The sequence below is a fragment of the Streptomyces sp. CNB091 genome (assembly GCF_000377965.1).
In genome coordinates, this window is record NZ_KB898990.1 from 799,670 (window position 1) to 826,512 (window position 26,843).

Annotated in this window: 27 protein-coding genes; 19 read left to right on the plus strand and 8 right to left on the minus strand. The window is 73.8% G+C overall.

What is annotated here, in order from left to right; all coding sequences use genetic code 11:
• Window positions 1–146: 146 nt before the first annotated feature.
• A complete protein-coding gene (locus D581_RS0103410) occupies window positions 147–1,310 on the minus strand; it encodes a betaine/proline/choline family ABC transporter ATP-binding protein (RefSeq protein ID WP_018955825.1) in 1,164 nt (387 codons plus the stop codon).
• Between the two features lie 314 nt (window positions 1,311–1,624).
• On the opposite strand from D581_RS0103410, the gene D581_RS0103415 reads away from it, so the two are divergent.
• Entirely contained in the window at window positions 1,625–2,920 is a 1,296-nt protein-coding gene (locus tag D581_RS0103415; protein ID WP_018955826.1) for an alpha/beta fold hydrolase, read from the plus strand.
• Between the two features lie 61 nt (window positions 2,921–2,981).
• On the opposite strand, the gene D581_RS0103420 is transcribed toward D581_RS0103415, so the two are convergent.
• Entirely contained in the window at window positions 2,982–3,554 is a 573-nt protein-coding gene (locus D581_RS0103420; protein WP_018955827.1) for a rhodanese-like domain-containing protein, read from the minus strand.
• 199 nt (window positions 3,555–3,753) lie between these two features.
• Between D581_RS0103420 and D581_RS0103425 the strand changes: the two genes are divergently transcribed.
• From D581_RS0103425 to D581_RS0103485, 13 genes are all read left to right on the plus strand, one after another.
• Window positions 3,754–4,488, plus strand: a complete 735-nt coding sequence (locus D581_RS0103425; protein WP_020679165.1) for a PIG-L deacetylase family protein — start codon at window positions 3,754–3,756, stop codon at window positions 4,486–4,488.
• A 40-nt stretch (window positions 4,489–4,528) separates the two neighbouring features.
• Window positions 4,529–5,128: a helix-turn-helix domain-containing protein gene (locus D581_RS0103430; RefSeq protein ID WP_018955829.1), complete on the plus strand. Its 600-nt coding sequence runs from the start codon at window positions 4,529–4,531 to the stop codon at window positions 5,126–5,128.
• A 139-nt stretch (window positions 5,129–5,267) separates the two neighbouring features.
• On the plus strand, window positions 5,268–6,233 hold the full coding sequence (locus tag D581_RS0103435) for an NADPH:quinone oxidoreductase family protein (protein WP_026290154.1): 966 nt from the start codon (window positions 5,268–5,270) through the stop codon (window positions 6,231–6,233).
• Complete coding sequence (locus D581_RS0103440) at window positions 6,230–7,423, plus strand: acyl-CoA dehydrogenase family protein (RefSeq protein WP_018955831.1); 1,194 nt, start codon at window positions 6,230–6,232, stop codon at window positions 7,421–7,423. The genes D581_RS0103435 and D581_RS0103440 overlap by 4 nt, the downstream gene beginning before the upstream one ends.
• Complete coding sequence (locus tag D581_RS0103445; RefSeq protein WP_018955832.1) at window positions 7,420–8,538, plus strand: acyl-CoA dehydrogenase family protein; 1,119 nt, start codon at window positions 7,420–7,422, stop codon at window positions 8,536–8,538. Before D581_RS0103440 ends, D581_RS0103445 begins: the two co-directional genes overlap by 4 nt.
• Before the next feature lie 134 nt (window positions 8,539–8,672).
• Complete coding sequence (locus tag D581_RS0103450; RefSeq protein WP_026290155.1) at window positions 8,673–10,289, plus strand: ABC transporter substrate-binding protein; 1,617 nt, start codon at window positions 8,673–8,675, stop codon at window positions 10,287–10,289.
• 23 nt (window positions 10,290–10,312) lie between these two features.
• Window positions 10,313–11,278, plus strand: a complete 966-nt coding sequence (locus D581_RS0103455) for an ABC transporter permease (RefSeq protein WP_018955834.1) — start codon at window positions 10,313–10,315, stop codon at window positions 11,276–11,278.
• Window positions 11,271–12,128: an ABC transporter permease gene (locus D581_RS0103460; RefSeq protein ID WP_018955835.1), complete on the plus strand. Its 858-nt coding sequence runs from the start codon at window positions 11,271–11,273 to the stop codon at window positions 12,126–12,128. Before D581_RS0103455 ends, D581_RS0103460 begins: the two co-directional genes overlap by 8 nt.
• A 65-nt stretch (window positions 12,129–12,193) precedes the next feature.
• Window positions 12,194–13,123 carry an ABC transporter ATP-binding protein gene (locus tag D581_RS0103465; protein ID WP_486585787.1) on the plus strand — a complete coding sequence of 310 codons (930 nt, stop codon included), beginning with the start codon at window positions 12,194–12,196 and terminating at the stop codon, window positions 13,121–13,123.
• Window positions 13,116–13,796, plus strand: coding sequence for an ATP-binding cassette domain-containing protein (locus D581_RS0103470; protein ID WP_018955837.1), 681 nt, complete (start codon window positions 13,116–13,118; stop codon window positions 13,794–13,796). The genes D581_RS0103465 and D581_RS0103470 overlap by 8 nt, the downstream gene beginning before the upstream one ends.
• 276 nt (window positions 13,797–14,072) lie before the next feature.
• Entirely contained in the window at window positions 14,073–14,951 is an 879-nt protein-coding gene (locus tag D581_RS0103475) for a phosphatidylinositol-specific phospholipase C/glycerophosphodiester phosphodiesterase family protein (RefSeq protein WP_018955838.1), read from the plus strand.
• A 117-nt stretch (window positions 14,952–15,068) separates the two neighbouring features.
• Window positions 15,069–15,263, plus strand: a complete 195-nt coding sequence (locus D581_RS0103480) for a hypothetical protein (protein ID WP_018955839.1) — start codon at window positions 15,069–15,071, stop codon at window positions 15,261–15,263.
• Between the two features lie 123 nt (window positions 15,264–15,386).
• Window positions 15,387–16,130, plus strand: coding sequence for a hypothetical protein (locus tag D581_RS0103485; RefSeq protein WP_026290156.1), 744 nt, complete (start codon window positions 15,387–15,389; stop codon window positions 16,128–16,130).
• A gap of 42 nt (window positions 16,131–16,172) precedes the next feature.
• Here the strand turns inward: D581_RS0103485 and D581_RS0103490 are convergent, their stop codons facing one another.
• Window positions 16,173–16,538 (minus strand): DUF779 domain-containing protein, encoded by a 366-nt coding sequence (locus D581_RS0103490; protein ID WP_018955841.1) that lies wholly within the window; start codon window positions 16,536–16,538, stop codon window positions 16,173–16,175.
• An 87-nt stretch (window positions 16,539–16,625) separates the two neighbouring features.
• Between D581_RS0103490 and D581_RS0103495 the strand changes: the two genes are divergently transcribed.
• Together D581_RS0103495 and D581_RS0103500 are read left to right on the plus strand one after the other, a co-directional pair.
• Complete coding sequence (locus D581_RS0103495) at window positions 16,626–17,015, plus strand: hypothetical protein (protein WP_018955842.1); 390 nt, start codon at window positions 16,626–16,628, stop codon at window positions 17,013–17,015.
• Between the two features lie 75 nt (window positions 17,016–17,090).
• The gene (locus tag D581_RS0103500; protein ID WP_018955843.1) at window positions 17,091–17,270 is read left to right on the plus strand and encodes a hypothetical protein; all 180 of its coding nucleotides are present in this window, start codon (window positions 17,091–17,093) and stop codon (window positions 17,268–17,270) included.
• A 170-nt stretch (window positions 17,271–17,440) separates the two neighbouring features.
• Here D581_RS0103500 and D581_RS0103505 read toward each other — a convergent pair whose 3' ends face one another.
• Both D581_RS0103505 and D581_RS0103510 read right to left on the minus strand, forming a co-directional pair.
• The gene (locus D581_RS0103505) at window positions 17,441–18,115 is read right to left on the minus strand and encodes a hypothetical protein (protein WP_018955844.1); all 675 of its coding nucleotides are present in this window, start codon (window positions 18,113–18,115) and stop codon (window positions 17,441–17,443) included.
• Window positions 18,112–18,294: a DUF6480 family protein gene (locus D581_RS0103510; RefSeq protein WP_018955845.1), complete on the minus strand. Its 183-nt coding sequence runs from the start codon at window positions 18,292–18,294 to the stop codon at window positions 18,112–18,114. Before D581_RS0103510 ends, D581_RS0103505 begins: the two co-directional genes overlap by 4 nt.
• Window positions 18,295–18,576: 282 nt before the next feature.
• On the opposite strand from D581_RS0103510, the gene D581_RS0103515 reads away from it, so the two are divergent.
• The gene (locus D581_RS0103515) at window positions 18,577–18,768 is read left to right on the plus strand and encodes a DUF6381 family protein (protein WP_018955846.1); all 192 of its coding nucleotides are present in this window, start codon (window positions 18,577–18,579) and stop codon (window positions 18,766–18,768) included.
• 121 nt (window positions 18,769–18,889) lie between these two features.
• Here the strand turns inward: D581_RS0103515 and D581_RS0103520 are convergent, their stop codons facing one another.
• Together D581_RS0103520 and D581_RS01000000136785 are read right to left on the minus strand one after the other, a co-directional pair.
• Window positions 18,890–19,897 carry a PHP domain-containing protein gene (locus D581_RS0103520; RefSeq protein WP_020679166.1) on the minus strand — a complete coding sequence of 336 codons (1,008 nt, stop codon included), beginning with the start codon at window positions 19,895–19,897 and terminating at the stop codon, window positions 18,890–18,892.
• 112 nt (window positions 19,898–20,009) lie between these two features.
• The gene (locus D581_RS01000000136785; RefSeq protein ID WP_051114535.1) at window positions 20,010–21,674 is read right to left on the minus strand and encodes a helix-turn-helix domain-containing protein; all 1,665 of its coding nucleotides are present in this window, start codon (window positions 21,672–21,674) and stop codon (window positions 20,010–20,012) included.
• A 243-nt stretch (window positions 21,675–21,917) separates the two neighbouring features.
• On the opposite strand from D581_RS01000000136785, the gene D581_RS0103530 reads away from it, so the two are divergent.
• Both D581_RS0103530 and D581_RS0103535 read left to right on the plus strand, forming a co-directional pair.
• Window positions 21,918–22,535 carry a hypothetical protein gene (locus D581_RS0103530; protein WP_018955849.1) on the plus strand — a complete coding sequence of 206 codons (618 nt, stop codon included), beginning with the start codon at window positions 21,918–21,920 and terminating at the stop codon, window positions 22,533–22,535.
• A gap of 160 nt (window positions 22,536–22,695) precedes the next feature.
• On the plus strand, window positions 22,696–25,230 hold the full coding sequence (locus tag D581_RS0103535; protein ID WP_018955850.1) for a SpoIIE family protein phosphatase: 2,535 nt from the start codon (window positions 22,696–22,698) through the stop codon (window positions 25,228–25,230).
• A 37-nt stretch (window positions 25,231–25,267) separates the two neighbouring features.
• Here the strand turns inward: D581_RS0103535 and D581_RS0103540 are convergent, their stop codons facing one another.
• The gene (locus D581_RS0103540; protein ID WP_018955851.1) at window positions 25,268–26,659 is read right to left on the minus strand and encodes an FAD-dependent oxidoreductase; all 1,392 of its coding nucleotides are present in this window, start codon (window positions 26,657–26,659) and stop codon (window positions 25,268–25,270) included.
• Between the last annotated feature and the right edge of the window lie 184 nt (window positions 26,660–26,843).

Genomic DNA, 26,843 nt, shown 5'->3' on the forward strand with positions numbered 1-26,843 from the left:
GGGGCCCGGTGCGCATGCCGCGGCCGGAATCCCTGGCGTACGACGTTGACTGGCGTCAATAACCATTGCGCGCGCGGGCTACGTGTAAAAAGCGCGGGCAACGGGTGCCGGGGGCACCCCTCAAGGGTGCGGATGCGGGGGCGCCCCTACGCGTCCGCCACGGAATCGAACTCCACCTCCTCGCGGCCCACCCCCTGCGCGTCGGCGTCCACCGACCGGCGCAGCGCCTCGTGCAGCTTGGCGGGGGTCAGCACCCCGAGGAACCGGGCCCCGTCCAGCACCGCCACCCACCCCGCGTCGTGCTGGAGCATCTCGCTGAACGCCTGCTTCAGCGGGGCGCCCACCGGCACCCACGCGTCCATCCGGCGGGCCAGGCCGCCCACCGTTCCCTCCTCCCCGGCGGACCGCAGCGCGTCCGCCGACACCCAGCCGTGCAGCTCGCCCGCGCCGTTCAGGACCACCGCCCAGCGGGCCCCCGCAGCAGCCAGCCGGGCCGCCGCGGCTTCCGCGTGCTCCTCCAGCCGGGCCACCGGCGGCCCCTCCAGATCCTCCGGCTCGATCGCCGTGACCGACAGCCGCTTCAGCCCCCGGTCGGAACCCACGAACCGGGCCACGTACGGGGTCGCCGGGGTGCCGAGCACGGCGGCCGGGGTGTCGAACTGCTCGATGCGCCCCTCCCCGTACACCGCGATCCGGTCGCCCATCCGCACCGCCTCCTCGATGTCGTGCGTCACCAGGAGCACCGTCTTGCGCACCCGCTGCTGGAGCGCCAGGAACTCGTTCTGAAGCCGCTCCCGCACCACCGGGTCCACCGCGCCGAAGGGCTCGTCCATGAGCAGCACCGGCGGATCCGCCGCGAGCGCCCGCGCCACGCCCACCCGCTGGCGCTGCCCGCCGGAGAGCTGCGCCGGATAGCGCGATCCGTACGTCTTCGGGTCCAGGCCCACCAGGTCCAGCAGCTCCGCCGCCCGCTCCCGGGCCCGTGCGCGCTTCCAGCCGACCAGCGCCGGCACGGTCGCGGTGTTGTCCAGGACGGTCCGGTGCGGGAAGAGGCCCACCTGCTGGATCACATAGCCGATCCGGCGGCGCAGCTTCACCGGGTCGATCCCGGCGATGTCCTCGCCGGCCACCAGGATCCGGCCCGAGGTCGGCTCGATCAGCCGGTTCACCATCATCATCGTGGTCGTCTTGCCGCAGCCGGACGGTCCCACCAGGGTCACCAGCTCGCCCTCCGCCACCTCGAAGGACAGCCCGTCGACCGCCGTCGTTCCGTCCGGATAGACCTTGCCGACCTGCTCGAACCGGATCATGCCTGAACGCTAGGGGGTGTCTGGCACTTCCGCGCGGGCGGGCGACGTCCGGCACGGCACCTCGCGGCGTTACCGAAAAGCCCTAGTAGCTCCGCTACGAGGACTTTCCGGCGCCTTGCGATGCACCGCACCGGACGCCGTCCGCTCATCCACGCGGAAGTGCCAGACACCCACTGGAAGCCCCCCGGCCGCCGCGCACACGGGCCGGGACCGTCCGGGGCATCCCCCGAGGGCCCCTCCCCGGACCGGTGCGGCCATGTGCTGAACTGGCCCTTTCGCCCGGATCAGTCCGCACCCCGGATTCAGGAGTTCCCGTGATCAGTTACCGGCAGCCCGGCGTCGTCCTCACCGACCGGCGTTTCACCGTGCCCCTGGACCACAGCGACCCCGGTGGCGAGCAGATCGAGGTCTACGGCCGGGAAGCGGTCGCCACCTCCCGGGCCGGCGAGGAGCTGCCCTGGCTGGTCTACCTGGAGGGCGGCCCCGGCTTCGGCGCGCGCCGGTTCGTCGGCACGGAGGCCTGGCTCGGCCGCGCCCTGCGCGAGTTCCGGGTACTCCTCCTCGACCAGCGCGGCACCGGACGGTCCACCCCGGCCAACCGGCAGACCCTCCCGCTGCGCGGCGGCCCCCGCGAACAGGCCGACTACCTCGCCCACTTCCGCTCCGACTCCATCGTCCGCGACTGCGAGCTGATCCGGCCGCAGCTCACCGGCGGGGCGCCCTGGACGGTCCTCGGCCAGTCCTTCGGCGGCTTCTGCGCCGTCCGCTACGTCTCCTCGGCCCCCGAGGGCCTCGCGGCGGTCCTGATCACCGGCGGACTGCCCTCGCTGGACGCCCACGCGGACGACGTCTACCGGGCCGCCTACCCCCGCGTCGAACGCAAGGTCGCCGCCCACTACGCCCGCTACCCCCAGGACGTCGAGCGCGCCCGCGCGATCACTGCGTACCTCGCCGAGCACCGGCCCGAGAGCGCCGGGCACCGGCTGACGCCCGAGGGCTTCCAGTCGCTCGGCATCATGCTCGGCTCGGGCAGCGGCAGCCACCAGCTCCACTACCTGCTGGAGAACGCGTTCGTCCGCACACCGGGCGGCACCGAACTCTCCGACGCCTTCCAGGAGGCCATGCGCACGGCCTCCTCCTTTGCCGGGCACCCGCTGTACGCCCTGCTCCACGAGGCCATCTACGGGCAGGGCGGGCGCCCCACCGCCTGGGCCGCCGAGCGTGTCCGCGCCGAGTTCCCGCAGTTCGACGCGGCGGCGGCACTGGCGGGCGACGGTCCGGTCCTCTTCACCGGCGAGACCATCCACCCCTGGCACTTCGACGTCGACCCGGCCCTGCGCCCGCTGCGCGAGACCGCCGAACTCCTCGCGCAGCGCACCGACTGGCCCGTCCTGTACGACCCCGAGCGGCTCGCCGCCAACGAGGTCCCGGTCGCCGCGGCCGTCTACCACGACGACATGTACGTCGACACCGCGGACGCGCTGCGCACGGCGGCGGCGATCCGGGGGCTGCGGACCTGGGTGACGGACGAGTACGAGCACGACGGCGTGCGCGCGGGCGGCCCCCGCGTCCTGGACCGGCTGCTGGCGCTGGTCCGCGACGAGGCCTGACCCGCCCCGGACTCCGCGCGCCCGCCCCGGGGCCGGTCGTGGACCGGTCGGCCCCGTCGGATCAGCGCTGGAGCTCCTCCAGCGTGGCGTCCAGGTCGCCGACGGCGCGCGGGGCCCGGTTGTGCGGCAGCTTCGAGAGGACCGCGGCCATCCCGCACGTGTTGCTGAGCGCCGAGTGCACCAGGCCCGTGCCGACGCCCGCGGACAGCCAGCGCGCCGCCGGGAAGCGGATGCCCGCCACCAGCCCCGCCACCACCAGCGAGCCCGCCGCGAGCCGCACCTGACGCTCCATGGGCCAGGTGGTGCGCGCGCCCTCGGGGCGGTCCAGGCCGCGGCCGTCACCCTCCCAGGCCGACGTGCCGCCGGTCAGCGTCACGGCCTCGATGTCCGCTCCCGCGAGGATCTCGCAGGCCCGCGTGGAGCGGACCCCGGAAGCGCACACCACCAGCAGCGAACCGCGCGCGGAGGCGGACTTGAGCGCGGGCAGCGCTTCCGGCAGCTTGTCGAGCGGGATGTTCAGGGCGCCGGGAACGTGTCCGGCGGCGTACTCGCCGGGAGCCCGCACGTCGATGACGGTGAACTCCTCCAGACGGGCTGCCGCCTGGGCGGGGGAGAGGGATGCGGGGCTGGGCACGAGCGGGTTCCTTTCGTTCGCCGGAGCGGCCGGGTGCGGGGGCGCCCCCGCACCCGGCCCGGACGGGCGGGGCGGCCGTGTTCGCGGTGACCGTCACCGGACTCCAGCCTCGCATGCCCGGCGCCGGAGCCGGGAAGCCTGCCGTGCAGACGGTACGTGGATGGCCTGCGTGCCGACGGTACGTGGGTAGCCTGCCCGTATGACGTCGCAGCGACTCGAACCCATGCCCGTCGACTGGCAGCGCGCCCTGGCCGTGGTCGCCCACCCCGACGACCTGGAGTACGGAGCGGCCGCCGCCGTGGCGGAGTGGACCGACGGCGGCCGTGAGGTCGTCTACCTCCTCGCCAGCCGTGGCGAGGCCGGGATCGACACGCTGCCGCCCGAGGAGTGCGCGCCGGTGCGCGAGCGGGAGCAGCGGGCGAGCGCCGCCGTCGTCGGCGTGCGGACCGTGGAGTTCCTGGACCACCGCGACGGCGTGATCGAGTACGGCATCGGGCTGCGCCGCGACATCGCCGCGGCCATCCGCCGGCACCGCCCGGAACTGGTGGTCACCCTCAACCACCGGGACACCTGGGGCGGGGCCGCCTGGAACACCCCCGACCACCGCGCGGTCGGGCGCGCCGCCCTGGACGCCGTCGCCGACGCGGGCAACCGCTGGATCTTCCCGGAACTGGGCGAACAGGGACTCGATCCGTGGGACGGGGTGCGCTGGACCGCCGTGGCGGGCAGCGACCGGCCCACCCACGCGGTCGACGCGACCGCGGGTCTCGAACGCTCGGTCCGGTCGCTGCTGGAGCACCGCACGTATATCGAGGCGCTGACCCAGGAGGACCCGGAGCGCTACTGCCGGACCTTCCTGGAGGGCATGGCGAAGGACGCGGCCGAGCGGTTCGGCGGCCGGCCCGCGGTCACCTTCGAGGTCTTCGCCCTCTGACCGTATTGACAAACCGGCTTGCCGATCCTGCAATGGCCGGATGAAGGAACACGACCGGGACGACCCGGAACTGGAGTCCGTCCTCTCCGGCGTCGGCCCCCGCCTGCGCCGGCTGCGCAAGGACCGCGGGGTCACCCTCGCCGCGCTCTCGGCGGCCACCGGCATATCCGTCTCCACGCTTTCCCGGCTGGAGTCCGGCGGCCGCCGCCCCAGCCTTGAGCTGATGCTGCCGATCGCCCGCGCTCACGAGGTGCCCCTCGACGACCTGGTGGGCGCCGCACCCGTCGGCGATCCGCGCGTGCGGGCCAAGCCGATCGTGCAGCACGGCCGGACCATGCTGCCGCTGACCGCCCGGCCGGGCGGCCTCCAGGCGTACAAGCTGATCCAGGAGCCCGGCAGCGGCGGCCCGCCGGAACAGCGCACGCACGAGGGGTACGAGTGGCTGTTCGTGCTCTCCGGGAAGCTGCGACTGCTGCTCGCCGAACACGATCTGGTGCTGGAGCCCGGCGAGGCCGCCGAGTTCGACACCCGGCTGCCGCACTGGTTCGGCCCGGCCGAGGACGCGACGGTGGAGTTCCTCAGCCTCTTCGGTCCGCAGGGCGAGCGCATGCACGTGCGGGCGAAGCCGAAGCGCGCCTGAAGTCCGGGGTGGGCCCGAGGCCCCCGGGGGCTGGCCCGAGGTGTTCCCAGATCGGCAAGCGACCGCTTAGTATGCGGCGCAGCAGTGGTAATGCCGACCGCTCCAGCGGTTGATGCCGACAGTGTTGTGGAGGCCCCTCATGCAGGCATGGCGAGTGCACCGGAACGGCGAGCCGGGCGAGGTGATGCGGCTGGAGGAGACGGACCGGCCCACGCCCGGCGACGGGCAGGTGCTCGTCGAGGTCCGCGCGGCGAACGTCAACTTCCCCGACGCCCTGCTCTGCCGGGGCCAGTACCAGGTGCGGCCGCCGCTGCCGTTCACCCCGGGCGTCGAGGTGTGCGGCAGCACCGAGGACGGGCGGCGGGTCCTCGCCACCCCCGCCCTGCCCCACGGCGGCTTCGCCGACTACGTGGTCGCGGACGAGGCGGCCCTGCTGCCCGCTCCCGACGCGCTGGACGACGCCGAGGCGGCCGCCCTGCACATCGGCTACCAGACCGGCTGGTTCGGCCTGCACCGCCGCGCCCGCCTCCAGCCCGGCGAGACCCTCCTCGTCCACGCGGCGGCCGGAGGCGTCGGCAGCGCCGCCGTCCAGCTCGGCAGGGCGGCCGGCGCGAAGGTCATCGGCGTCGTCGGCGGCCCGGAGAAGGCGGCCGTCGCCCGTGAGCTCGGCTGCGACCTGGTCATCGACCGGCGCGGCGAGGACATCGTCGCCGCCGTGAAGGAAGCCACCGGCGGGCGCGGTGCGGACGTCGTCTACGACCCGGTCGGCGGCGACGCGTACGCCAAGTCCGCCAAGTGCGTCGCCTTCGAGGGCCGCATCCTCGTCGTCGGCTTCGCCAGCGGCGTCATCCCCACCCCGGGCCTCAACCACGCCTTGGTGAAGAACTACTCCGTCGTCGGGTTGCACTGGGGCCTGTACAACACCAAGGACCCGGCCGCCGTCCGCGCCTGCCACGACGAACTGACCAAGCTCGCCGAGCAGGGCATCGTCAAACCCCTGGTCAGCGAGCGCGTCGCGATGGCCCGAGCGGCCGACGCCGTCCAGCGCGTCGCCGACGGCACCAGCACCGGCCGCATCGTCGTCCTGGCAGGAGGAGACCGATGAGCCCCGCCGTCGACGCCGCCGAGGTCCGCCGCCGCACCCGCGAACTGCTCGCCGCGCACCCGCCCGCCACCACCGACCGCACCGACTTCCTGAAGGCCCGCTTCGACGCCGGCCTGGCCTGGGTCCACTACCCGGTGGGCCTCGGCGGACTCGACGCGCCCCGCTCCCTCCAGCAGGCCGTCGACACCGAACTCGCCGCCGCCGACGCGCCGGACAACGACCCGCGCCGCATCGGCATCGGCCTCGGCATGGCCGCGCCCACCATCCTCGGCTTCGGCACCGACGAGCAGAAGCGCCGCTTCCTGCGCCCGCTGTGGGTGGGGGAGGAGGTCTGGTGCCAGCTGTTCAGCGAGCCCGGCGCCGGATCCGACCTCGCGGCCCTCGCCACCCGTGCCGTCAGGGACGAGGGCGGTGACTGGATCGTCGACGGCCAGAAGGTCTGGACGTCCAGTGCCCACCTGGCCCGCTGGGCGATCCTCATCGCCCGCACCGACCCGGACCTGCCCAAGCACCGGGGCATCAGCTACTTCATCTGCGACATGACCGACCCCGGCGTCGAGGTCCGGCCGCTGCGCCAGATCACCGGCGAGGCCGAGTTCAACGAGGTCTTCCTCACCGGCGTACGTATCCCCGACAGCCACCGCCTCGGCCCCGTCGGCGAGGGCTGGAAAGTCGCGCAGACCACCCTGATGAACGAGCGCGTCTCCATCGGCGGCTCCCGCATCCCCCGTGAGGGCGGCATGATCGGCCCGGTCGCCAGGACCTGGCGCGAGCGCCCCGAACTGCGCACCCCCGACACCCACCAGCGGCTGCTGACCCTCTGGGTGGAGGCCGAGGTCGCCCGGCTCACCGGCGAGCGGCTCCGTCAGCAGCTCGTCGCCGGACAGCCGGGCCCCGAGGGCTCGGGCATGAAGCTCGCCTTCGCCCGGCTCAACCAGGAGATCAGCGGCCTGGAAGTCGAACTGCTCGGCGACGAAGGCCTGTTGTACGGCGACTGGACCATGAGCCGCCCGGAGCTCGTCGACTTCACCGGACGGGACGCCGGCTACCGCTATCTGCGCTCCAAAGGCAACTCCATCGAGGGCGGCACCAGCGAGGTCCTGCTGAACATCGTGGCCGAGCGCGTCCTCGGCCTGCCCTCCGAACCGCGCAACGACAAGGACGTCGCCTGGAAGGACCTGAGCCGATGAGCGCGCCCGCCCAGCCCCCCGCCACCCCCGACCTGCTCTACTCCAGGGACGAGGAGGACCTGCGCGCCGCCGTGCGCGCCCTCCTCGCCGACCGGGCCGACGCGCCTACGGTGATCGCGGCGACCGAGTCCGACACGCCGTACGACCAGCGGCTGTGGACCTCGCTCGCCACCGGCATCGGCGCGGCCGGACTCCTCGTGCCGGAGGAGCTCGGCGGCCAGGGCGCGTCCCACCGCGAGGCCGCCGTGGTCCTGGAGGAGCTCGGCCGGTCCGTGGCCCCCGCCCCGTATCTGACCAGCTCCGTCGTGGCCACCGAGACGCTGCTCGCCCTGGGCGCCGAGAACGGTCCGGGCGCCGCGCTCCTGGGCGAGCTGGCCTCCGGCGCCCGTACGGCCGTCCTCGCCGTGCCCTTCGCGACCCCGCCCGCCGGGGCGGACGCGGTGCTCGCCTCACTGGACGGGACGGTACGCGGCGTCGCCGACGCGGCGGTGGCCGATGTGCTGCTGGTGCCGACCGCCGAGGGGCTGTACGCCGTCGGGACGGCCGACCCCGGCGTCGCCGTACAGCCGCTCGTCCCGCTCGACCTGACCCGGCCGCCGGCCGCCGTCACCCTGACCGGGGCCGCCGGGACCCTGCTGGCCGACGCGGACGCGAGCGCCACCGCCGTACGGCGCGGACTGCTCGCCGGGGCCGGACTGCTCGCCTCCGAACAGCTCGGCCTCGCGGAGTGGTGTCTGACCGAGACCGTCCGGTATACCCGGGAACGCCACCAGTTCAACCGGCCCGTGGGCTCGTTCCAGTCGCTCAAGCACCGGATGGCGCAACTCTGGCTGGAGGTCGTCTCGGCCCGCGCCGCCGCCCGCAACGCCGCCGACGCCCTCGCCACCGGCAGCCCCGACGCCCCGCTCGCGGTCGCGGTGGCCCAGGCGTACTGCTCCGGCGTCGCGGTCCACGCCGCCGAGGAGTGCGTACAGCTGCACGGCGGGATCGGCATGACCTGGGAACACCCCGCGCACCTCTACCTGAAGCGCGCCAAGGCCGACTCGATCGCGTACGGCACGGCGGGCCGTCACCGTCAGGCCGTCGCGGAGCTGGCGGAACTTCCGGCTCCGTAGGGGCGCCCTCGGACGCATCGGCCCTGGTGCACCCGTCTCGTCTGTCGAGGCGGGCTGTACCAGGGTCTTTTACGTGATGTTTAATTGCACACTGTTCGCAATAACAGCCGATCTTGAACAGGGATGTGCAGACTATGACGGCCCGATCGATACGGGTGGCGCTCGCCGCGACGATGGCGACCGCACTGTCCCTGACAGCAGCCGCCTGCTCGAACCCGGACACCGCCAGGAGCGGTTCCGGATCGGGGTCGACCTCGGCCGTCGTCGGCATCGCCTACGAGCCCGACAGCCTCAGCCCGCTGCTCGGCTACGGCAAGGACGGCAACTCCAAGATCTTCGACGGACTGCTCGCCCTGGACGGCGACATGAAGCTCCGCCCCGCCCTGGCCGCCGAACTCCCCGAGGTCAGCGCCGACGGTCTGACGTACACGTACAAGCTGCGCCAGGGCGTGAAGTTCAGCGACGGGAAGCCGTTCGGGGCCAAGGACGTCGTCTTCACCTACCGCACCATCCTCGACGAGAAGACCAACAACGCCTCCCGCACCGAGCTGGACGCCGTCAAGGACGTCACGGCGAAGGGCGAGGACACCGTCGTCTTCACGCTGAAGTACCCCTACGCGCCGTTCGCCCAGCGCACCGTCCTGCCCATCGCCCCCCAGCACATCGCGGGCGAGCAGGACGTCAACACCGGGGACTTCACCACCCGCCCCATCGGCACCGGGCCCTACGTCCTCACCAAGTGGTCCAAGGGCGAGAAGATCAGCTTCACCGCCAACCCCCACTACTGGGGCGGCGAACCCGAGGTGAAGAAGTTCACCATGGCGATCATCAAGGACGACGACGTGCGCGCCACCCGGCTGCGCTCCGGCGACCTCGACGGCGCGATCCTGCCGCCCAACCTCGCCAAGGGCTTCGCCGACGACAAGAGCAAGAAGACGGTCGCCGCCACCACCTACGACTACCGCACGGTGACCCTCCCGACCCACAACAAGGTCGCCGGCGACACCGCCGTGCGCCGCGCCCTCGACGTCGCCGTCGACCGCGAGACCATGGTCGACGCCATCCTCAACGGCGAGGGCAAGCCCGCCTACGGGCCCGTCCCCACCGACAGCGAGTGGTTCACCAAGGGCACCGAGCGCCCCCACGACCTCGCCGCCGCGAAGAAGATCCTGGACGAGGCCGGATGGAAGCCCGGCAAGGACGGCGTCCGGGTCAAGGACGGCGTCCGTGCCGCCTTCCCGCTCTGGTATCTCACCGGCGACAAGCTCCGCCAGGAGCACGCCCTCGCCTACGCCTCCGACGCCAAGAAGGCCGGCATCGCCATCACCGCCGAGGCCGGCACCTGGGAGGTCATCGAGCCCCGGATGAAGCACGACGCCGTGCTCGCGGGCGGCGGCTCGCCCGCCGATCCCGACTTCGACCAGTACACCCTGCTGAAGTCCTCCCTCGCGGGCGACGGCTTCAACAACATGGCCTGGTACGACAACAAGGCCGTCGACGCCGCGATCGAGGCCGGCCGCAGGAGCGGCGACAAGGCCGAGCGCAAGAAGGCCTACGACACCGTCCAGCGCGAGCTGGTGAAGAACCCGGGCTACACCTTCCTCACCCACATCGACCACCTCTACGTCGTCGAGAGCCGCTTCGGCCCCCTCACCACCCAGGTCGAGCCGCACGACCACGGGCTGGCCTCCGGCCCCTGGTGGAACGTGGAGAAGTGGTCCACCGAGGGTTCCGGAGGCTCCAAGAAGTGAGCCGAAGCCTCCCCTGGGGGCCGATGGCGCGGATGGCGGGACGGCGAGTCCTGTTCGCCGTCCCCGTCCTCGGCGTCGTCACCTTCGGCGTCTTCGCCGTCGCCGCCGCGTCCCCCTTCGACCCGGTGAAGGCCTACGCGGGCACCGCCGGCCTCACCGCATCGCAGGAGAACCTCGACCAGCTGCGGGCCAACCTCGGCGTCGACCAGCCGCTCGTCGCCCGCTGGTGGGACTGGCTGACCTCGGCGCTCCGGGGCGACTTCGGGGACTCCAGCGTGATGCGCCAGCCGGTCGCCGACGTCATCGCCGAGCGCATGGGCTGGTCCGTCCTGCTCGCCGCCACCGCCTTCCTCGTCGCGATCCTGCTCGGCACCGGCCTCGGCGTCCTCGCCGCCCGCAGGCCCGGCGGCTGGCTCGACCGGTGCGTCAGCTCCGCCGCGTACACCCTGGAGGCCGCCCCCGCCTTCTGGCTCGGGCTGCTCGCCATCTGGTTCTTCGCCCTCAAGCTGGACGTCCTCCCGGCCGGCGGACTCACCGACGCCGGCAGCGACGTCGTCACCTTCGGCCAGGTCGCCTCCCACCTGGTGCTGCCCGCCGCCGTCCTCGGCGTCTCCCAGCTGCCGTGGTTCTTCCTGTACGTACGCCAGGGCGTCGCCGACGCGCTGGCCGAGGACCCGGTGCGCGGCGCCCGCGCCCGGGGGCTGAGCGAGCGCACCGTGCTCCTCGGCCACGCCCTGCGCTCCGGGATGCTGCCGATGCTCACCCTGATCGGCTCCCGCGTCCCCGAACTCATCACCGGCGCGCTGCTCGTGGAGACGGTGTTCAGCTGGCCCGGCATCGCCGCCGCCACGGTGGAGGCCGCCACCTCGGTGGACTTCTCCCTGCTCGCCGCGCTCACGGTGCTCGCCACCGCCGCCGTACTGCTCGGCAACCTCCTCTCCGACCTCCTCTACGGACTCGCCGACCCCCGGGTGGCCTTCGATGGCTGAGACCGCGCTCGCCCTCCCCGGCCGCACCACCCGCCGCGTCCGGATCGTCACCTCGGCCACGATCGTCGTCGCCGTGGCGCTCGCCGTCCTCGTCGTGCCGCCGCTGGCCCAGCTCGACCAGCAGGCCGTCGACCTGGCCAACAAGCTCGACCCGCCGTCCTGGGCCCACCCGTTCGGCACCGACGACGTCGGCCGCGACCTCCTGCTGCGCTGCGTCTACGGCCTGCGCGTATCGCTGCTCGTCGGCCTGGTCGCGGCCCTCACCGCCACCGTCATCGGCACCGCGATCGGCGCCCTCGCCGGGGCGTTCGGCGGCTGGACGGACCGGGTCGTCATGCGGGTCGTCGACGCCCTGTCCTCCGTGCCGCACCTGCTCCTCGGCATCTTCATCGTCGCGATGTTCCGGCCCGGCGTCTGGCCGGTGATCATCTCGGTCGCCCTGACGCACTGGCTGTCCACCGCCCGGATCGTCCGCTCGGAGGTGCTTTCGCTGCGCTCGCGCCCCTTCATCGACGCGGCGGTCTCCGGCGGCGCCTCCCGTACCCGGGTCATCGTGCGGCACCTGCTGCCCGGGGTGCTCCCGCAGGCCGGGCTGGCGGCGGTGCTGATGGTGCCGCACGCGATGTGGCACGAGTCGGCGCTGTCCTTCCTCGGGCTGGGGCTCCCGGCCCATCAGGCGAGCCTCGGCAACCTCGTCCAGTCCGCGCGCGGTTCGCTGCTCGCGGGGGACTGGTGGCCGACCCTCTTCCCCGGCCTCTTCCTGATCATCCCGACCCTCGCGCTCGCGGGGCTCGCCGGAGCCTGGCGCGACCGGATCAACCCGCGCCGGAAATCGGAGCTGATGCTGTGACCCGCGCCCCTGAATCCGCCGTGCCCCCCGTCCTCGCGGTCGAGAACCTCTCCGTCCGCTTCCGGATGCGCGGCGGCCGGGACATCGCGGCCGTCACCGACGTCCGGTTCTCCGTCGCGCCGGGGGAGTGCCTGGCCCTGGTCGGCGAGAGCGGCTGCGGCAAGTCGGTCCTGGCCTCGGCCCTGCTCGGGCTGCTGCCCGCCAACGCGGCGACCACCGGCAGCGCGGTGCTCGGCGGGGACACGGACCTGCTCACCGCCGACGAGCGCACCCTCGCCCGCACCGTACGGGGACGGCGCATCGGCCTCGTACCGCAGAGTCCCGCCGCCCACCTCACCCCCGTGCGCACGGTCCGGGCCCAGCTGGAGGAGAGCCTGCGCGAGCTGACCGGGGTGCGGGGGAGCGAGCTGCCGAAGGCCGCCGTGGCAGCCGCCGACCGCGCCTCGTTCCCCGCGGACCACCTCGACCGCTACCCGCACGAGCTCTCCGGCGGCCTCGCCCAGCGCGCCGCGACCGCCCTCGCCCTGGTCGGCGACGCTCCGCTGCTACTCGCCGACGAACCGACCACCGGGCTCGACCGGGACCTCGTCGAGCGGACCGTCGACGAACTGCGCCGCCATACCGACGAGGGCCGGGCGCTGCTGATCATCACCCACGACCTGGCCGCCGCGATGCGGATCGCGGACCGGGTCGCCGTGATGTACGCGGGCCGGATCGTCGAGATCGCCGCAGCGGGCCCCTTCTTCGGCGCACCCGGCCCCCGCCACCCGTACGCCCAGGGCCTGCTGGACGCCCTGCCCGAGCGGGACTTCGCCCCGATCCCCGGGATGCCGCCGGAGCTGGGGTCGCTGCCCGACGGCTGCGCCTTCGCCGCCCGCTGCGCGCACGCGGACGCCCGCTGCGCCGGCGAACGCCCGGCCTTCGTGTCGGACCTGGCCTGCCACCACGCACTGCCCGGCCGGACGCATCCCCTCAAGGAGGCCGCCGATGCTTGAGCTGACCCGGATCACCGCCGGATACGACCGCCGCGACCCCGTCGTCCGCGATGTCTCCCTGCACGTCGCGGCGGGCGAGGCGGTCGGGCTGCTGGGCCCCAGCGGCTGCGGCAAGTCCACCCTGGCCAAGGTCGCCGCTTTCCTGCACCGCCCGGACGCCGGAACCATGACCCTCGACGGCACGGTCGTACGCGGCTGGCGGCACCGGGCCCCGCGCGAGCAGCGCACGGCCGTCGGCGTCGTCTTCCAGCAGCCCCGGCTCTCCGCCGACCCCCGGCTCAGCCTGCGCGAACTGATCGCCCAGCCGCTGCGGTCCACCGGGCGCCGCCGGGACGTCCCCGAGCGGGTGGCGGAACTGGCCCCCTTGGTCGGTCTCTCCGATGAGCTGCTGGAGCGCCGCCCGCACGCCGTCAGCGACGGCCAGCTCCAGCGGGCCTGCCTGGCACGGGCCCTGGTGCTGGAGCCCCGGCTGCTGATCTGCGACGAGATGACCGCGATGCTCGACGCCTCCACGACGGCCGCCCTCGTCGCCGTGGTCGAGCGCTACCGCTCCGCGTCCGGGGCGGCCCTGCTCGCGGTCGGCCACGACCGGGTGCTGCTGGAGCGCTGGTGCGACCGTACGGTCCGCTGGGGCGAGCGGACCGCCGGAAGCGGGCGCGTGGCGGTCGGCTGACCGGCGGCTGTCGCCCGAGCACCCCACGCGAAGGACGCGCAGTGAGCAGCGAACGGCGCACGGGTAACGACGCACCGCGAGCAGCGAACGGCGCATGAGGAACGGCGCACGCCACGGCCCACGGACCGTGGCGCCCGGAGAACAGCCGATGCGGCCCGGCCGACCGGCGGGCGACGGGTCGGCCAACTCTTGGCAGGTACCTGCCCAGCGGTGGGGGTGCGGCTCCATACTCGACGCGACCGTCCACCCCGCACGTACGCCGCTCAGGGAGTCCCCATGGCCCACCCCACCCGCCGCCGCGCGCTCACGGTCGCCCTCGCCACCGCCGCCGTGGCCGTCGCCGTCCCCACCGCGACGGCGGTCGCCGCACCCGCCCGCCCGCGCGGTCCGCGCCCGTTACGCCAGGCACACGCGCACAACGACTACCTGCACCCCGGGCCGCTGTACGACGCGCTCGCCCACGGGTTCACCAGCGTCGAGGCGGACGTCTTTCTCGTCGGCGGCGACCTGCTCGTGGCCCATGAGCCCGCCACGCTCGACCCCACCCGCACCCTCGCCTCGCTCTACCTTGACCCGCTCGCCGCCCTCGTCCGCGCCGGGCGCGGCAGCGTCCACCCGCACCACCGCACCCCGTTGCAGCTCCTTATCGACATCAAGGCCGACGGCGTCGCCGCCTACCGCGAACTGGACCGGCAACTGCGCCGCCACCACCGGATCCTCACCCGCTACAGCCACGGCCGCGTCCACCCCGGCGCGGTCACCCCGGTCGTCTCCGGCGACCGCGCCGCCCGCGTCCCCATGGAGGCGCAGCGCACCCGGTACGCGTTCTACGACGGCCGCCTCGACGACCTCGGCACCGGGGCCCCCGCGTCGTTCGCCCCGCTCGTCAGTGCCAACTGGACCCAGAGCTTCGGCTGGCTCGGCGCCGGCCCCTTCCCCCTGGCCGAGCGCGACCGGCTCCGCACCCTCGTCGCCACCGCCCACCGGGAAGGCCGCCGCATCCGCTTCTGGGCCACACCCGACCTGCCCGGACCCGCACGCGAGGCCGTCTGGTCCGAACTGCTCGCCGCCGGGGTCGACCACCTCAACACCGACGATCTGGCCGGACTCGAACGATTTCTCCGCGCCCGCGGGAACGGCGCCCCGACCCCGTAACGCCTCCCGGCCCGGAAGTACCCGTTCGGCCGACACGCAGGTGCGCCGAACAGCTCCTCCGCTACGCCACACTGGCGGCCGAAAGCCGCAAATCCGGCGCGGCGGAGGAGGTTGGCCATGGCCGTTTCGATCTCGGTGGTCCTGCTCATGCTGATCCTGGCAGTGATCTTCCTGCGCAACGGCGGACTGAAGGTCTCCCACGCACTGGTCTGTGTCCTGCTGGGATTCTTCCTGGCCGGTACGAGCATGGCGCCGACCATCCACGACGGCGTCGGGGCCACCGCCGACCTGGTCAGCGGCCTCCACCCCTGACCCCGGCCCACTCCCGCCCCCCGGGCTCGACACGGAACCCGCCGTCGACACGGAACCCGCCGTCGGCCCGGCCGGGCCGACGGCCCGTCCACGCCGCGCCCGGACATCCCGCACAATGGGCAGATGTCTTTTCCGCCCTCCGGCCGGCACTCGGGCGCCGCCCACCACGAGTACTGCAACACCGGCCTGTGCTGCCGGTGCCAGATGCGGATCTGGACGACGAAGGCGGGCAACGAGCGGCTCTGCGGGCCGTGCGCGGCCTGCTGCCAGTCCTGCGGCCGGGCGCCCGCGCCCCACCTGGACGGGCTCGACGGCGGGCTGTGCGCCGAGTGCCGCGGCCTGTGCGGCCGCTGCCACGCCCCGAAACGGCCCGACGGGACCTGTTTCTGCGACCGCTGGCGGGAGAACGCCAAGAGCAACCCGCGCGGCTACGTCCTCCAGGCGTTGCCTCAGCAGCTCCTCCAGGCGCTCGGCGGCCGGGTCCCGAGCACCGTCCACGACCTGATCCACCAGGAGCTGGCGAACCGCAGCGCGGGTCTCCTCCGGGAACGTATCGAACGCCGCTGGAACCTGCGCTGGGCCCACGCCCTCAACGAGAAGGACGAGGACGGCCGCCGCCGCTGGAGCGCCCAGGACATCGCCGAACAGCTGCTGATGCCCGGCTCGTGCTCCGACCGTCAGTGCGAGGACGGCCACCGCGTCACCACCGACACCCCGTGCCCCCGCTGCCGGCAGCCGCTGCACCGCTTCGTCACCTCGGTCGCCGACCACACCGCGACGCCGGAGCACGCCCGGGCCGCGGCGGCCCGCATCCGCCGGGCGATGCTGGAGAACCGCTCGCACAGGAAGCCTCCGCCGCGCGGATAGGGCGCGGCGCGGTGCGTCGCGGGCGCTGCCGCACGTGGCGCCTCAGCCGTCCACCAGACGGGAACGGATGAGGAACCGCACCCCCTCCGGAGCCTCCAGCGAGAACCCGCTGCCGCGGCCCTCCACCACGTCCACGATCAGCCGGGTGTGGGACCACACCTCGTACTGGCTCCGCGACATCCAGAAGGGCACGCTCCCGGGCATTCCGTCGACGGCGAGGTCCGCCAGCAGCACGTCGGCGTTCCCGGTACGGAACTCACCGGCCGGATAGCACATGGGCGCGCTGCCGTCGCAGCAGCCGCCCGACTGATGGAACATCAACGGGCCGTGGTCCGCCCGCAGCCGTCGCAGCAGATCGGCCGCGGCCGGTGTCAGCTCGACGGCGGGAGATTTCGGGTCACACTCCATGGACCTGCCCCTTCTCGGCTACGGCGACGCCGCGACAACCGGACGCGAGTCAACTCGACCGGACGTTGCGACCGGGTTGCACGCCCTATGCTCGCGGCCATGGAGCAACGGGAAGTCGTGAAGCGCGTGATCGGCATCCTCACAGAGGCGCGCGAAATGCAGCGTCTGCTGGAGGCGGACCTCGAACGGGAAGATCTGGACACGGGAGCGGGCGCCGTCACCGCCCTGTTGAACGAGACGATGCCCCACATCGCCATCCCCGACGACTTCTCCGTGGAGGAGGTGGTCACCGTCGTCGGGCGCGAGGTCGGCGGTGCGGTCGAGCAGCTCGTGAGCGCCTTCACCCTCGCGTTCACGATGCTGGCCCAGGTCCACGACTCCGGGCAGACCGACGTGTCGTCGGCGGACGTCCTCCAGGACCTCGCGCTGCGGGTCGAGGGCGGCGGGCCGGACGACGACGAGGATCCACTGCTGTAGCGGCCTGCGTTCCGCCGCGCGGGTATGCATAGTGGAGGGGGAAGCGCGTATCTCCCTCGCGGCATGGAGGCAGCTGTGGGAAAGAGCACCGACATCGCCCGCGCCAAGGCGCGGAGGCTCAAAGGCATGATCAAGGAATCGGACGGTATCGCCCTCGAGAACGAGCGGCTGAAGGCCGAGGGCAGGAAGGAACAGGCCGAGGCCCGCCGCGAGGAGGCCCTGGCACGCGCGGCGCGGGCGGCCTCCGACCGCTGAGAGGAGCGCGGGTGCCCGTGCCGTCACGCCGGGCACCCGCGAGAGTCCGCTGCCGCACCTCCTGTCGCCGGAGGAAGCCCCGCCGGCCGTACTTCCCATCGTCGCCGGAGGAAGCCCCGTCGCCCGGGGACGCTGCCGTGCGGGGCCCTACGAGGGTCCGACGCGGCCGGCTACTTCCGGGCCTGTGCGTTCTCCCGGACGGTCTCGACGACCTCCGGGTCGAGGGCCGCCCTGACCAGCGCCGCGGCGAGCGCCGCCCGGCTCCGGCCGTGCGCAAGCTCCGCCAGCGTGCCGGGGGAGGTGGGCAGACCGAGCCTCTCGGCTCCCTGGAGGCCCTTCGCTCCGGCCCGGAACCCGGTCTCCGGCCAGAGGTCCTGTACCTCGCGCACGAAGATGTCGGCCCCGGCCGGTCCAATCCCCTGGACCCGCTGGAGCCCCGCACGCACCACCTCCCCATCGCCGTCCGCCTCCGCGCGGAGGCGGCGGAGGTCGCCCTTCCAGACGTCGAGGACGAGGTGTGCGCCCTCCCCGAGCTGGGTGGAGGTCCGCTCGTCGTAGCGGCGGTAGCCGCCCTCGCCCAACGCGTCCACACGCTGCTGCCAGGTCGCGTCGGCCATCCGGCGCGGGGTGCGCATGCCGTCCGCGAACAACGCCCGCGCGGCGGCCACGGCGACCGACGCCCGGATCCGCGCGCTCAGCAGATGACTCAGCACCAGGAGCTGGTAGAGCGGCTGCGGAGTGTCACGCAGCCGGATCCCCGCCTCCTCCGCATACGTCCGCCCGTGCCCCTCCAGCAGCGCGTCGGTGATCCGGAGCGCCGATGCGGACACCTCGCGGCTCGTCATCCGTAGCCGAAGATCCGGGCGAGGAAGAATCCGGCGACCACCAGCGCGCCGATCACGATCAGGGCGGTCCAGACGCCGGGGTGCTCCCAGGGCCCTCCGTCCGGGCGCTCCTGGTGGGCCTCGCCGATGGAACCCTCGGCCGGCGGTGTCTCTCCTGGGGGATTCAGTAGAACAGCCATGAATCAAGGGTCTCTCCGTTCGAGCCCCCGCGCACGCCGTCCGGCCCCTGGGCGGAGCAGAGTCTCACCCTCGACTCCAGGGTGAGACGGGGGGCCACCGGGTCGTCGTCCTGCGCTCGCCGCCGACGCGGAGGCGGCGGAGGACACCCCGGGTCCGGCGCGAGAGGCGCGGGCCGCGCGGGATGCGGAGGCGGCCGGTCGCTGGTTCGCTGGGGGCTGGGGCATGTCCGGCCCTGATCCGCCGGGCATGCCCCAAAGGTCCCCAGCGTCCAAGGAGTGGTGATGAGCGGTCCGGACGAACCAGCCGACCTGGCTCGGCAGATGCGTGAGAAGGCCCAGCAGCTCGCGGAGGCCGCGGAGCGCGCGAGCGACCCGCACGAGCGCGAGCGGCTGGAGAAGAAGTCCCGGACGATCCGGGACCGGAGCGAGCAGCAGAGCGCCATGGAGGCCGGGGACGTCTATCCCGAGAAGTAGCCCGGCCGACGCGTGCCCGCCCGCTCCGGAGAGACCTGCCGAAACTCCGGGCGGGCGGCCGCGCGGGTGGGCCCGGGAGGCCACGCGCCCCCGCGCGGCGACCGTGCGCACCCGGATGCGGTCAGCGGGCCCATTCCAGGAGCCGGTCCGCGCTCCAGGTCGTCACCACTCGGTCGGCCCGCACCCCGCACTCCTCGGCGCGGGCGCATCCCGACCGCTGCCAGGCGAGCTGTCCCGGGGCGTGCGCGTCGGTGTCGATCGCGAACAGCGTCCCCGCCGCGACGGCCGCGCGCAGCAGCCGCAGGGGCGGATCCCGCCGCTCCGGACGGCAGTTGATCTCCACCGCCGTTCCCGCCTCGGCGCAGGCCGCGAAGACCCGGTCCGCGTCGAACCGCGACTCCGGCCGGCCGCGCCCGGCCAGCAGGCGTCCCGTGCAGTGGCCGAGCACATGCGCCCGCGGGTGGCGTACCGCCGCCTCCAGGCGACGGGTCATCGGCTCCGGGTCCATCCGCAGCTTGGAGTGGACCGAGACCACGACCACGTCGAGCCGCTCCAGCAGCTCGGGCTCCTGGTCGAGCGAGCCGTCCGGGAAGATGTCGCACTCGATGCCCGTCAGCAGCCGGAACGGGGCCCACACCTCGTTGAGCCGCGCCACCACCGCGAGCTGCTCCCGCAGCCGCTCCGGCGACAGGCCGCGGGCCACCGTCAGCCGGGGCGAGTGGTCGGTGAGGACGGCCCACGCGTGCCCCAGCTCCGCGGCGGTCCGCCCCATGTCCTCGATCGGGCTGCCCCCGTCCGACCAGTCCGAGTGCATATGGCAGTCGCCCGTCAGCCGGGCGAAGAGATCCTCGCCCCCCTCGACGGGCGGCTTGGCGGCGGCTTCCGCCTCCAGCCGGTCCAGATACCCGGGCGTCCGCCCGGCCAGGGCCTCGCGGATCACCTCGGCGGTGCGGGGTCCGATCCCGGCGACCCGCTCCAGGGAGTTCGCGGCCACCCGCTCGGCCGCCTCCCCGGCGGCCATCGCGTCCACGGCGGCCGCGGCCGTGCGGAAGGCCTTCACCCGGTACGTGGCGGCCTGGGAGCGTTCCAGCAGGAAGGCGATCCGCCGCAGGGCGTCGACCGGGTCCATCGGCACCTCCACCACAAGCGTCCGCGGCCGGCACAGGTCCGCGGCGGGCAGTCCGCCCCCCACCAGGATGGGCGCATCCGCCCCCGGGCGCCTCCGCGCGGAGGCCGCCGCTTCAGGACGCGGCCTCCCCGGCGTCCGGCACCGACACCCAGCGGCCGGTGCCCGTGTCGTAGTCGAGCACCGGCCGCCCCCGCACCCCGCTCGTACGGAACGGCCGCCCGCCGTCGTCGATGCGCACCGTGCCCGACCGGCCGCCGGCGCTCCAGGTCAGCTCCGCGACCCAGTCGCAGTCGCAGCCGACCGTGCGACCCGTGATCAGGAGGACCTCGGGATCGGTGACGGAGACGCTGTACGGGAAGGTGACCGCCTCGATGGGCTCGCCCGAGTCGTTGCCCGCGACCGAGCGGGCGACGGGGCGGGGCGCGTCGAGATCCACGCCGAACATCCTCGGGGTGAGGGCACCGCCGCAGCCGGAGCTCATCCGGTAGACCCGGCCCTCCGCCGGCGAACGACGCTCGACCACGCGGATCCGCAGGGCTTCCAGCACCACGGCCCGCTCGTCCTTGCCCTGCAAGGTGATCCGGACACCGGCCTCGCCCGCGTGCACCGCGCCGAGCGCTCCGGCCCAGGACGCCGCGTCTGCCTCGACCGGGGGCGGCGGGACGGCGGCAGGCGCCCGGTCGACGAGGTAGGAGTGGTCGCAGCCGTTCTTCCAGACGTGGTCGTCGGCGGTCCAGGTGAACGGCACACGTACGGTCTTCGGGCCCGGCGAACCCGCAGACGCCCGGGGGAGCGCCTCCCCGCGCTGTTCGACGCCGGGCGGCACGGTCGCCGGCCGGGCGCCGCCGGACGGCGATCGGCGCGGGGAGGCGCTCGGCGTGCCCTGCGGCTTCCCGGGCGTGAGGGAGCCGGAAGGCGAGGGCTGCGGGCCGGGCGCCGGGGGCCCGTCCGGCCGCTGGGCCACCGACGGGCGCCGGTCCGCGCCCGGGAGCGACGTCTCTCCCAAGGCCGCGACCAGGGTGAGTGTGAGCACCGCGGCGGCGAGGACACCGAGCCCCTGCCCGTACCGGCGTGCTCGACGCGAGCGGGTTCCCGGCCCCCGAGGCGTCCCGTCGATCGTGGCCACCTCACCGGCGACGGAAGCCGGCCCCGGGCGAGGGCCGGTGGGGCCGGACGGCTCGTGGGCCGCGGCCGGCGGCGGACCGGACACAGCTCCGCCGGACGGCCCGGCTCCGGCGTCGTGGGGCAGCGCCGGCCCCCGCCCGGGCGACACCGTCTCCCCTGCTGATCCGTCCACCGGCACGACTTCCGCCGGATCCGCCTCCGCTCCAGCCCCAGCTCCAGCTCCAGCTCCAGCTCCAGCCCCAGCTCCAGCTCCAGCCCCAGCCCCAGCTCCAGCCCCAGTCCCAGTCCCAGCTCCAGTCCCAGCTCCAGTCCCAGCTCCAGTCCCAGTCCCAGCCCCAGGCTCAGCGTCAGCCTTCTCCTCCGGCTTCCCCTCCGCCGCCCCCTGGCGATCGAGGCGTTCGCGGTCCGCCAGGATCCACAGACGGTGCAGTGCCTCCCGCTCCCCGGCCGGTGCGCCGCACAGGCGGGCCAGCCGCTCCACGGGGGCGAACTCCGCGGGCACCGTCCGCCCCGTGCAGTACCGGTGCAGCGTCGAGCCGCTGACCCCGATCCGGCGGGCCAGCGACGCGTACGTCCGGCCCGACCGCTCCCGCAGCGCGCTCAGCCGTTCCGCCAGCACCACCCGCGCGGCCCCCTCGGCGTCACCCGACACGCTCGACCTCCCCCACAGCCGTTCCAGGGCGTTCCAGCCCCCCGAGAACACCCACGTCACCAGGGGTGGGACGGTTCCAGCCCGGCGGGAACCCGTGTCGCGCTTGTCCGCGTCCTGGGCGGCGGCCCAGGCTGGTGCTCGTTCCCGTACCGCTGCCGCAGGGCCCCTCAGCGGGCTCCGCACGCCTCGGCGCGACGCCGTACGACCACCTGACCGCACCATCCGAAACGGGGAAACCTCACCATGCGCACCCTTCGCACCACAGTCCTGACCGCCGCTGCCGCCGGCCTGGCCGTCACCGCACTGGCCCAGGCGCCCGCCGCCGCGGCGCCGGCCCCCGCTCCCGTCCAGCCGAAGTTCCTGAGCGCGGGCCAGCTGCCGGCCTCCACCACACCCTGGACGGCCGGCCCCGTACGCCAGGGAGTGCCCGCGGAAGGGTCGGTGTGCACCGCCGGCATCGCCCCGGCGTCAGGCACCCGCCACCGGGACTTCCGCACCGAACTGGACACCGGCGCCCGCCAGACCATCACGGTCGCCACCACCACCGCCCGGGCCAAGGCGCTCGCCGCCGAGCTGCGCAGCGCCCTGGAGACCTGCCTCGACCGGCTGAAGGAGCAGGACCCCGGCCTGGAGGGGGAGGCACTCTACCACGGCCGTGTCGACATCGAGGAGGGCGCGCACGTCTACAGCATCGACACGTCCTACCCGGAGGTCGGCTCCACCGACATCGGGCTCTACTCCGTGGGCCGCGACGGCAGGGCCGTGACCGTCGTCGAGTGGGGGCAGCTGGGCGAACTCGACGGCGCACCGCTGGAGGGCTTCAGGAACACGACCCGCACCGCCGTCGCCAAGCTGTACTGAGGCCGCGTCCGACGACCGGCCGTCGGGGGGCGGCCGGTCGCCGGAGGTGCGGGGTACCCGGCACCGGGAGCATGCTGGCTGTGTGACCCGGCACGGAACGCCCCGGCATCCCCCGCCCGCCGGAAATGGGGCCGCGGCCGGGGGACACGAGGGTGGCCGAGTGCCCGACGAACTGTCCCTCGTACTCGCGCAGGCCCTAGTCAGCGCCGTCGAGTCGAGCGACGGCCACGCGGGCGGCGTCTACCTCCGCAGTCGGACGCCCGGGCTCCTGCGGCTCGCGGTGCTCGCCGGACTGCCGGGACCGCTGTTCCGGCCCTGGTGGCGGATGCAGGTGAACCGGCCCTTCCCGCTGTCCGAGGCCTACCGCTCGGGCCGGCCCGTGCTGCTCTCCGACGCGGAGGAGGCGATGCGCCGGTTCCCGCAGCTGATGGCCGGACTGCCGTTCCCGTTCGGTTCGCTGTGGGTGCCGATCACCGGACCCCGGGGGAGCCTGGGCGTGCTGGTGATCCTGCGGGCCTCCACGCCGGGGCAGCCGGTGGCCCCCGCCGACGGCGACCGGCTGCACCGCCTGGGCCACCGACTCGGTGACGCGCTCACCGATCTGGACCAACGGGGCGTCGACTGCGTATGGGAGACCGAGCCGGTCCCCGTGCAACTGCCCGCCGCCACCACGCCCCCGGTCCGCGTCGGCCGCTTCGACTGGGACCTGCACTCCGGGCAGGTCGCCGCCGACGACGAACTCTGCTCGATCCTCGGCTTCGAGCCCGCCGCCTTCCCGGGCACCGTGGACGCGCTCGCCGAACGGCTCGTCCCGGAGGACGTGTACGGGCTGTGGGCGCTGGCCCGCCAGACGGTGGAGTCGGCCGAACCGGTCGTCCGGCGGATGCGGCTGCGCGGCCCCGACGGCCGGTCCCATCTGCTGGAGCTGTCCGGGCGCTGGACGCACCCGGTCGGCGATGCGTCCGCCAGCCGTCTGAGCGGCTTCCTGGTCGACCTCGGCGCGGGGCCCGTCGTGGCGGAAGCCGCCGACCGGCTGCCGCGCGGCGTCCTCTCCCTCGACCGGCTGGGCCGGATCACCTACGCGAACGGCCTCGCCGAGGAGCTGCTCGGCCACTCCAGGGAGGAGCTCGTGGGCCACGTCGTGTGGCAGGCCCTGCCGTGGTTCGGGCACGAGGCCTACGAGGACCACTACCGGGCCGCCCTGATGGCCGACGAGCCCGTCCACTTCCTCGCCCGCCGCCCGCCCTCGCGCTGGCTGTCGGTCTCCCTGTACCCGGGCCACGACGGGGTGAGCGTCGTCCTCCAGGAGACCGACCGGCCGGACTACGCCCCGGGCTCGGTCACCGCGCCCGGCCTCGGCATCGGCTCGACCGCCGACCGCTCCTCGGCGCTGTACCGGCCGGTGGCCCTCGCCATCGCGCTGACCGAGGCGGTCACGGCACGTCAGGTCTCCGAGGTGGTCACGGAGGAGCTGCTGCCCGCGTTCGGCGGCCGCCGGCTCGCCATCTACCTCCTGGACGAGGGCCATCTCCATCTGGCCTTCGAGACGGGGTTCCCGAAGGGCTTCCTCGACCGTTTCGAAGGGGTCGAGCTCGACGTCAGCATTCCCGGGGTGGAGACCCTGACCACGGGCCGCCCGATGTTCTTCGAGTCCATGCAGCGCCTGGCCGAGGCCTACCCGGGCATTCCGATCGACGCGGACGTCGGGGCCCGCGCGTTCCTGCCGCTGATCGCCTCGGGGCGGCCCGTCGGCTCCTGCATCCTCGGGTTCGACCGCCCTCGCGGCTTCAGCCCGGAGGAACGCACGGTCCTGACGGCACTGGCCGGACTCATCGCCCAGGCCCTGAAGCGCGCCCGGCGCTACGACAGCGAGTCGGCCCTCGCCCGCGGACTCCAGAACGCCCTGCTGCCGCACCGGCTGCCCGAGGTGGACGGGGTGGACACCCTGGGGCGCTACCTCTCCGGCACCCAGGGCATGGACGTGGGCGGCGACTGGTACGACGTCATCGAGACCGGCCACGAACTCGCCCTGATCATCGGCGACGTACAGGGACACGGTGTCTCCGCCGCCGCGACCATGGGGCAACTGCGCAGTGCGGTACGGGCGTTCGCGCTGAGCAAGCACGATCCCCAGGAGGTGATGAGCGGGACGAACCGGCTGCTCATCGACCTCGACCCGGGACAGTTCGCGAGCTGCTGCTACATCGCGCTGGACCCGGTGACCGGAGTGGCCCGCGCCGTACGGGCGGGGCATCCGCAGCCCGTGCTGCGGCGGGCTGACGGCCGGACGGAAGTGCTGGACCTGCCCGGCGGCATCGTGCTCGGGATCGACGGGCAGGCGGCCTATCCGGTCACGGAGATGCGCCTCGAACCGGGCGCGATGCTCGCCCTGTTCACGGACGGGCTGATCGAGCGCCCCGGGACGGACATCGACGAGGGGATCGAGCGGCTGCGCGCCACCGTCGAACGCATCGGCGCGGTCCCCCTGGCCGAGACGGCCGACCAGGTCATCGGAGAGGCCAGGGCGGCCACCGACCGCCCCGACGACATCGCGATCCTGCTCGCCGCCCGGTGGGCCGGGGCCCCGGAGGTCCGCCGGCCCCGGGAGGACCGGGCGCCCGGTCCCGACCTGTGGCGCACGTTCAGGAGGCCGGACCCGGGGCCCACGGCGGGCGCACCGGATCCGGCCCCCTGAGAGTCGTCCTGCCGGTCAGGCGCTGCTGAGGCGTTGATCAGGCGTCGGCCGGCGGCTCTGCCGGCGCGAAGGCGCCGGAGGCCTCCAGCATCCCCTCGCGCTCCACGACCTTGATCCGCTCACGGCCCTGGGCCGCGCCCAGCGCCTGCTCGTGGGCGTCCAGCTTGTGCCAGCCCTCCCAGGTCGTGTAGCGGACGCCGCGGTCCGCCAGGAAGGCCTCGACGGCCTCCGGAGCGGGCGTGGCCGGCTCCGGCAGCCGGCCGGCCGCCCGGTCCTCCAGGACGCAGGCGACCGTCTCGTTCGCGTCGCCCTTGGTGTGTCCGATCAGACCGATCGGACCGCGCTTGATCCAGCCCGTGACGTAGACCGAGGCCATGTGCTCGTCGCCGGCGATGACGCGTCCCGCCTCGTGCGGCACGGTGCCGGAGGCCACGTCGAAGGGGAGCTTGGGCAGCTCCTCCGAGTAGTAGCCGACGGCACGGTAGACGCTCTGCATGTCCCAGTCCGTGAACCGACCGGTGCCCCGGACGTTGCCGGTGCCGTCCAGCTCGGTGCGCTCGGTGCGCAGCGCCACGACCTTGCCGTCCTCGCCGAGGATCTCGACCGGGGACTCGAAGAAGTGCAGGAACAGCTTGTGCGGGCGGTCGCCGACATCGCGGATCGCCCAGTTCTCCAGGGTCTGCGCGACCATGTTGGCCTGCTTGTTCTCCCGGCGGGTCGCGATGGAGCCCTCGTCGTACTCGATGTCCTCGGGGTTGACGATGACCTCGATGTTGGGGGAGTGGTCCAGCTCCCGCAGCTCCATCGGGCTGAACTTGGCCTGTGCGGGGCCACGCCGCCCGAACACGTGTACCTCCAGCGCCTTGTTCTCCTTGAGGCCCTGGTACACGTTGTCCGGGATCTCGGTGGGCAGCAGCTCGTCCGCCGTCTTGGCCAGGACGCGGGCCACGTCCAGGGCCACGTTCCCGACGCCGAGCACGGCGACCTTCTCCGCGGTGAGCGGCCAGGTGCGCGGGACCTCGGGGTGCCCGTCGTACCAGGAGACGAACTCGGCCGCGCCGTAGGAGCCGTCCAGCTGGATGCCGGGGACGTCGAGCGCCCGGTCGGCCTCGGCGCCGGTGGAGAAGATCACCGCGTCGTAGAACGACCGCAGGTCGTCCAGGCCGATGTCGTGCGGGTAGCTGACGTTTCCGAAGAGCCGGATCTGGGGCTTGTCCAGCACCTGGTGCAGCGCCTTGACGATGCCCTTGATCCGCGGGTGGTCGGGGGCCACGCCGTAACGGATGAGGCCGAAGGGCGCGGGCATGCGCTCGAAGAGGTCGATGGAGACCCCCGGGTCCTGGCAGACCTCGGATTTGAGCAGCGCGTCCGCAGCGTAGATACCGGCGGGGCCGGCTCCGACAATGGCGACGCGGACGGGGCGTGTCATGGCGTGGTGATCCTTCAGGGCGGGCGAACGCGGGCAGGTACAGCGTACGTCGGAGGTAAGGGTTGGCTTACTAGTCTCCACCGCACACCGTAAGCGATCGCCCCGCGGGCCCTTCGATCGGCCCTGCCTAGAGTGTCCGATTGGCCCGTTTTCTCGTGCCGGTATGGGCGATTTGTTTCTTTTG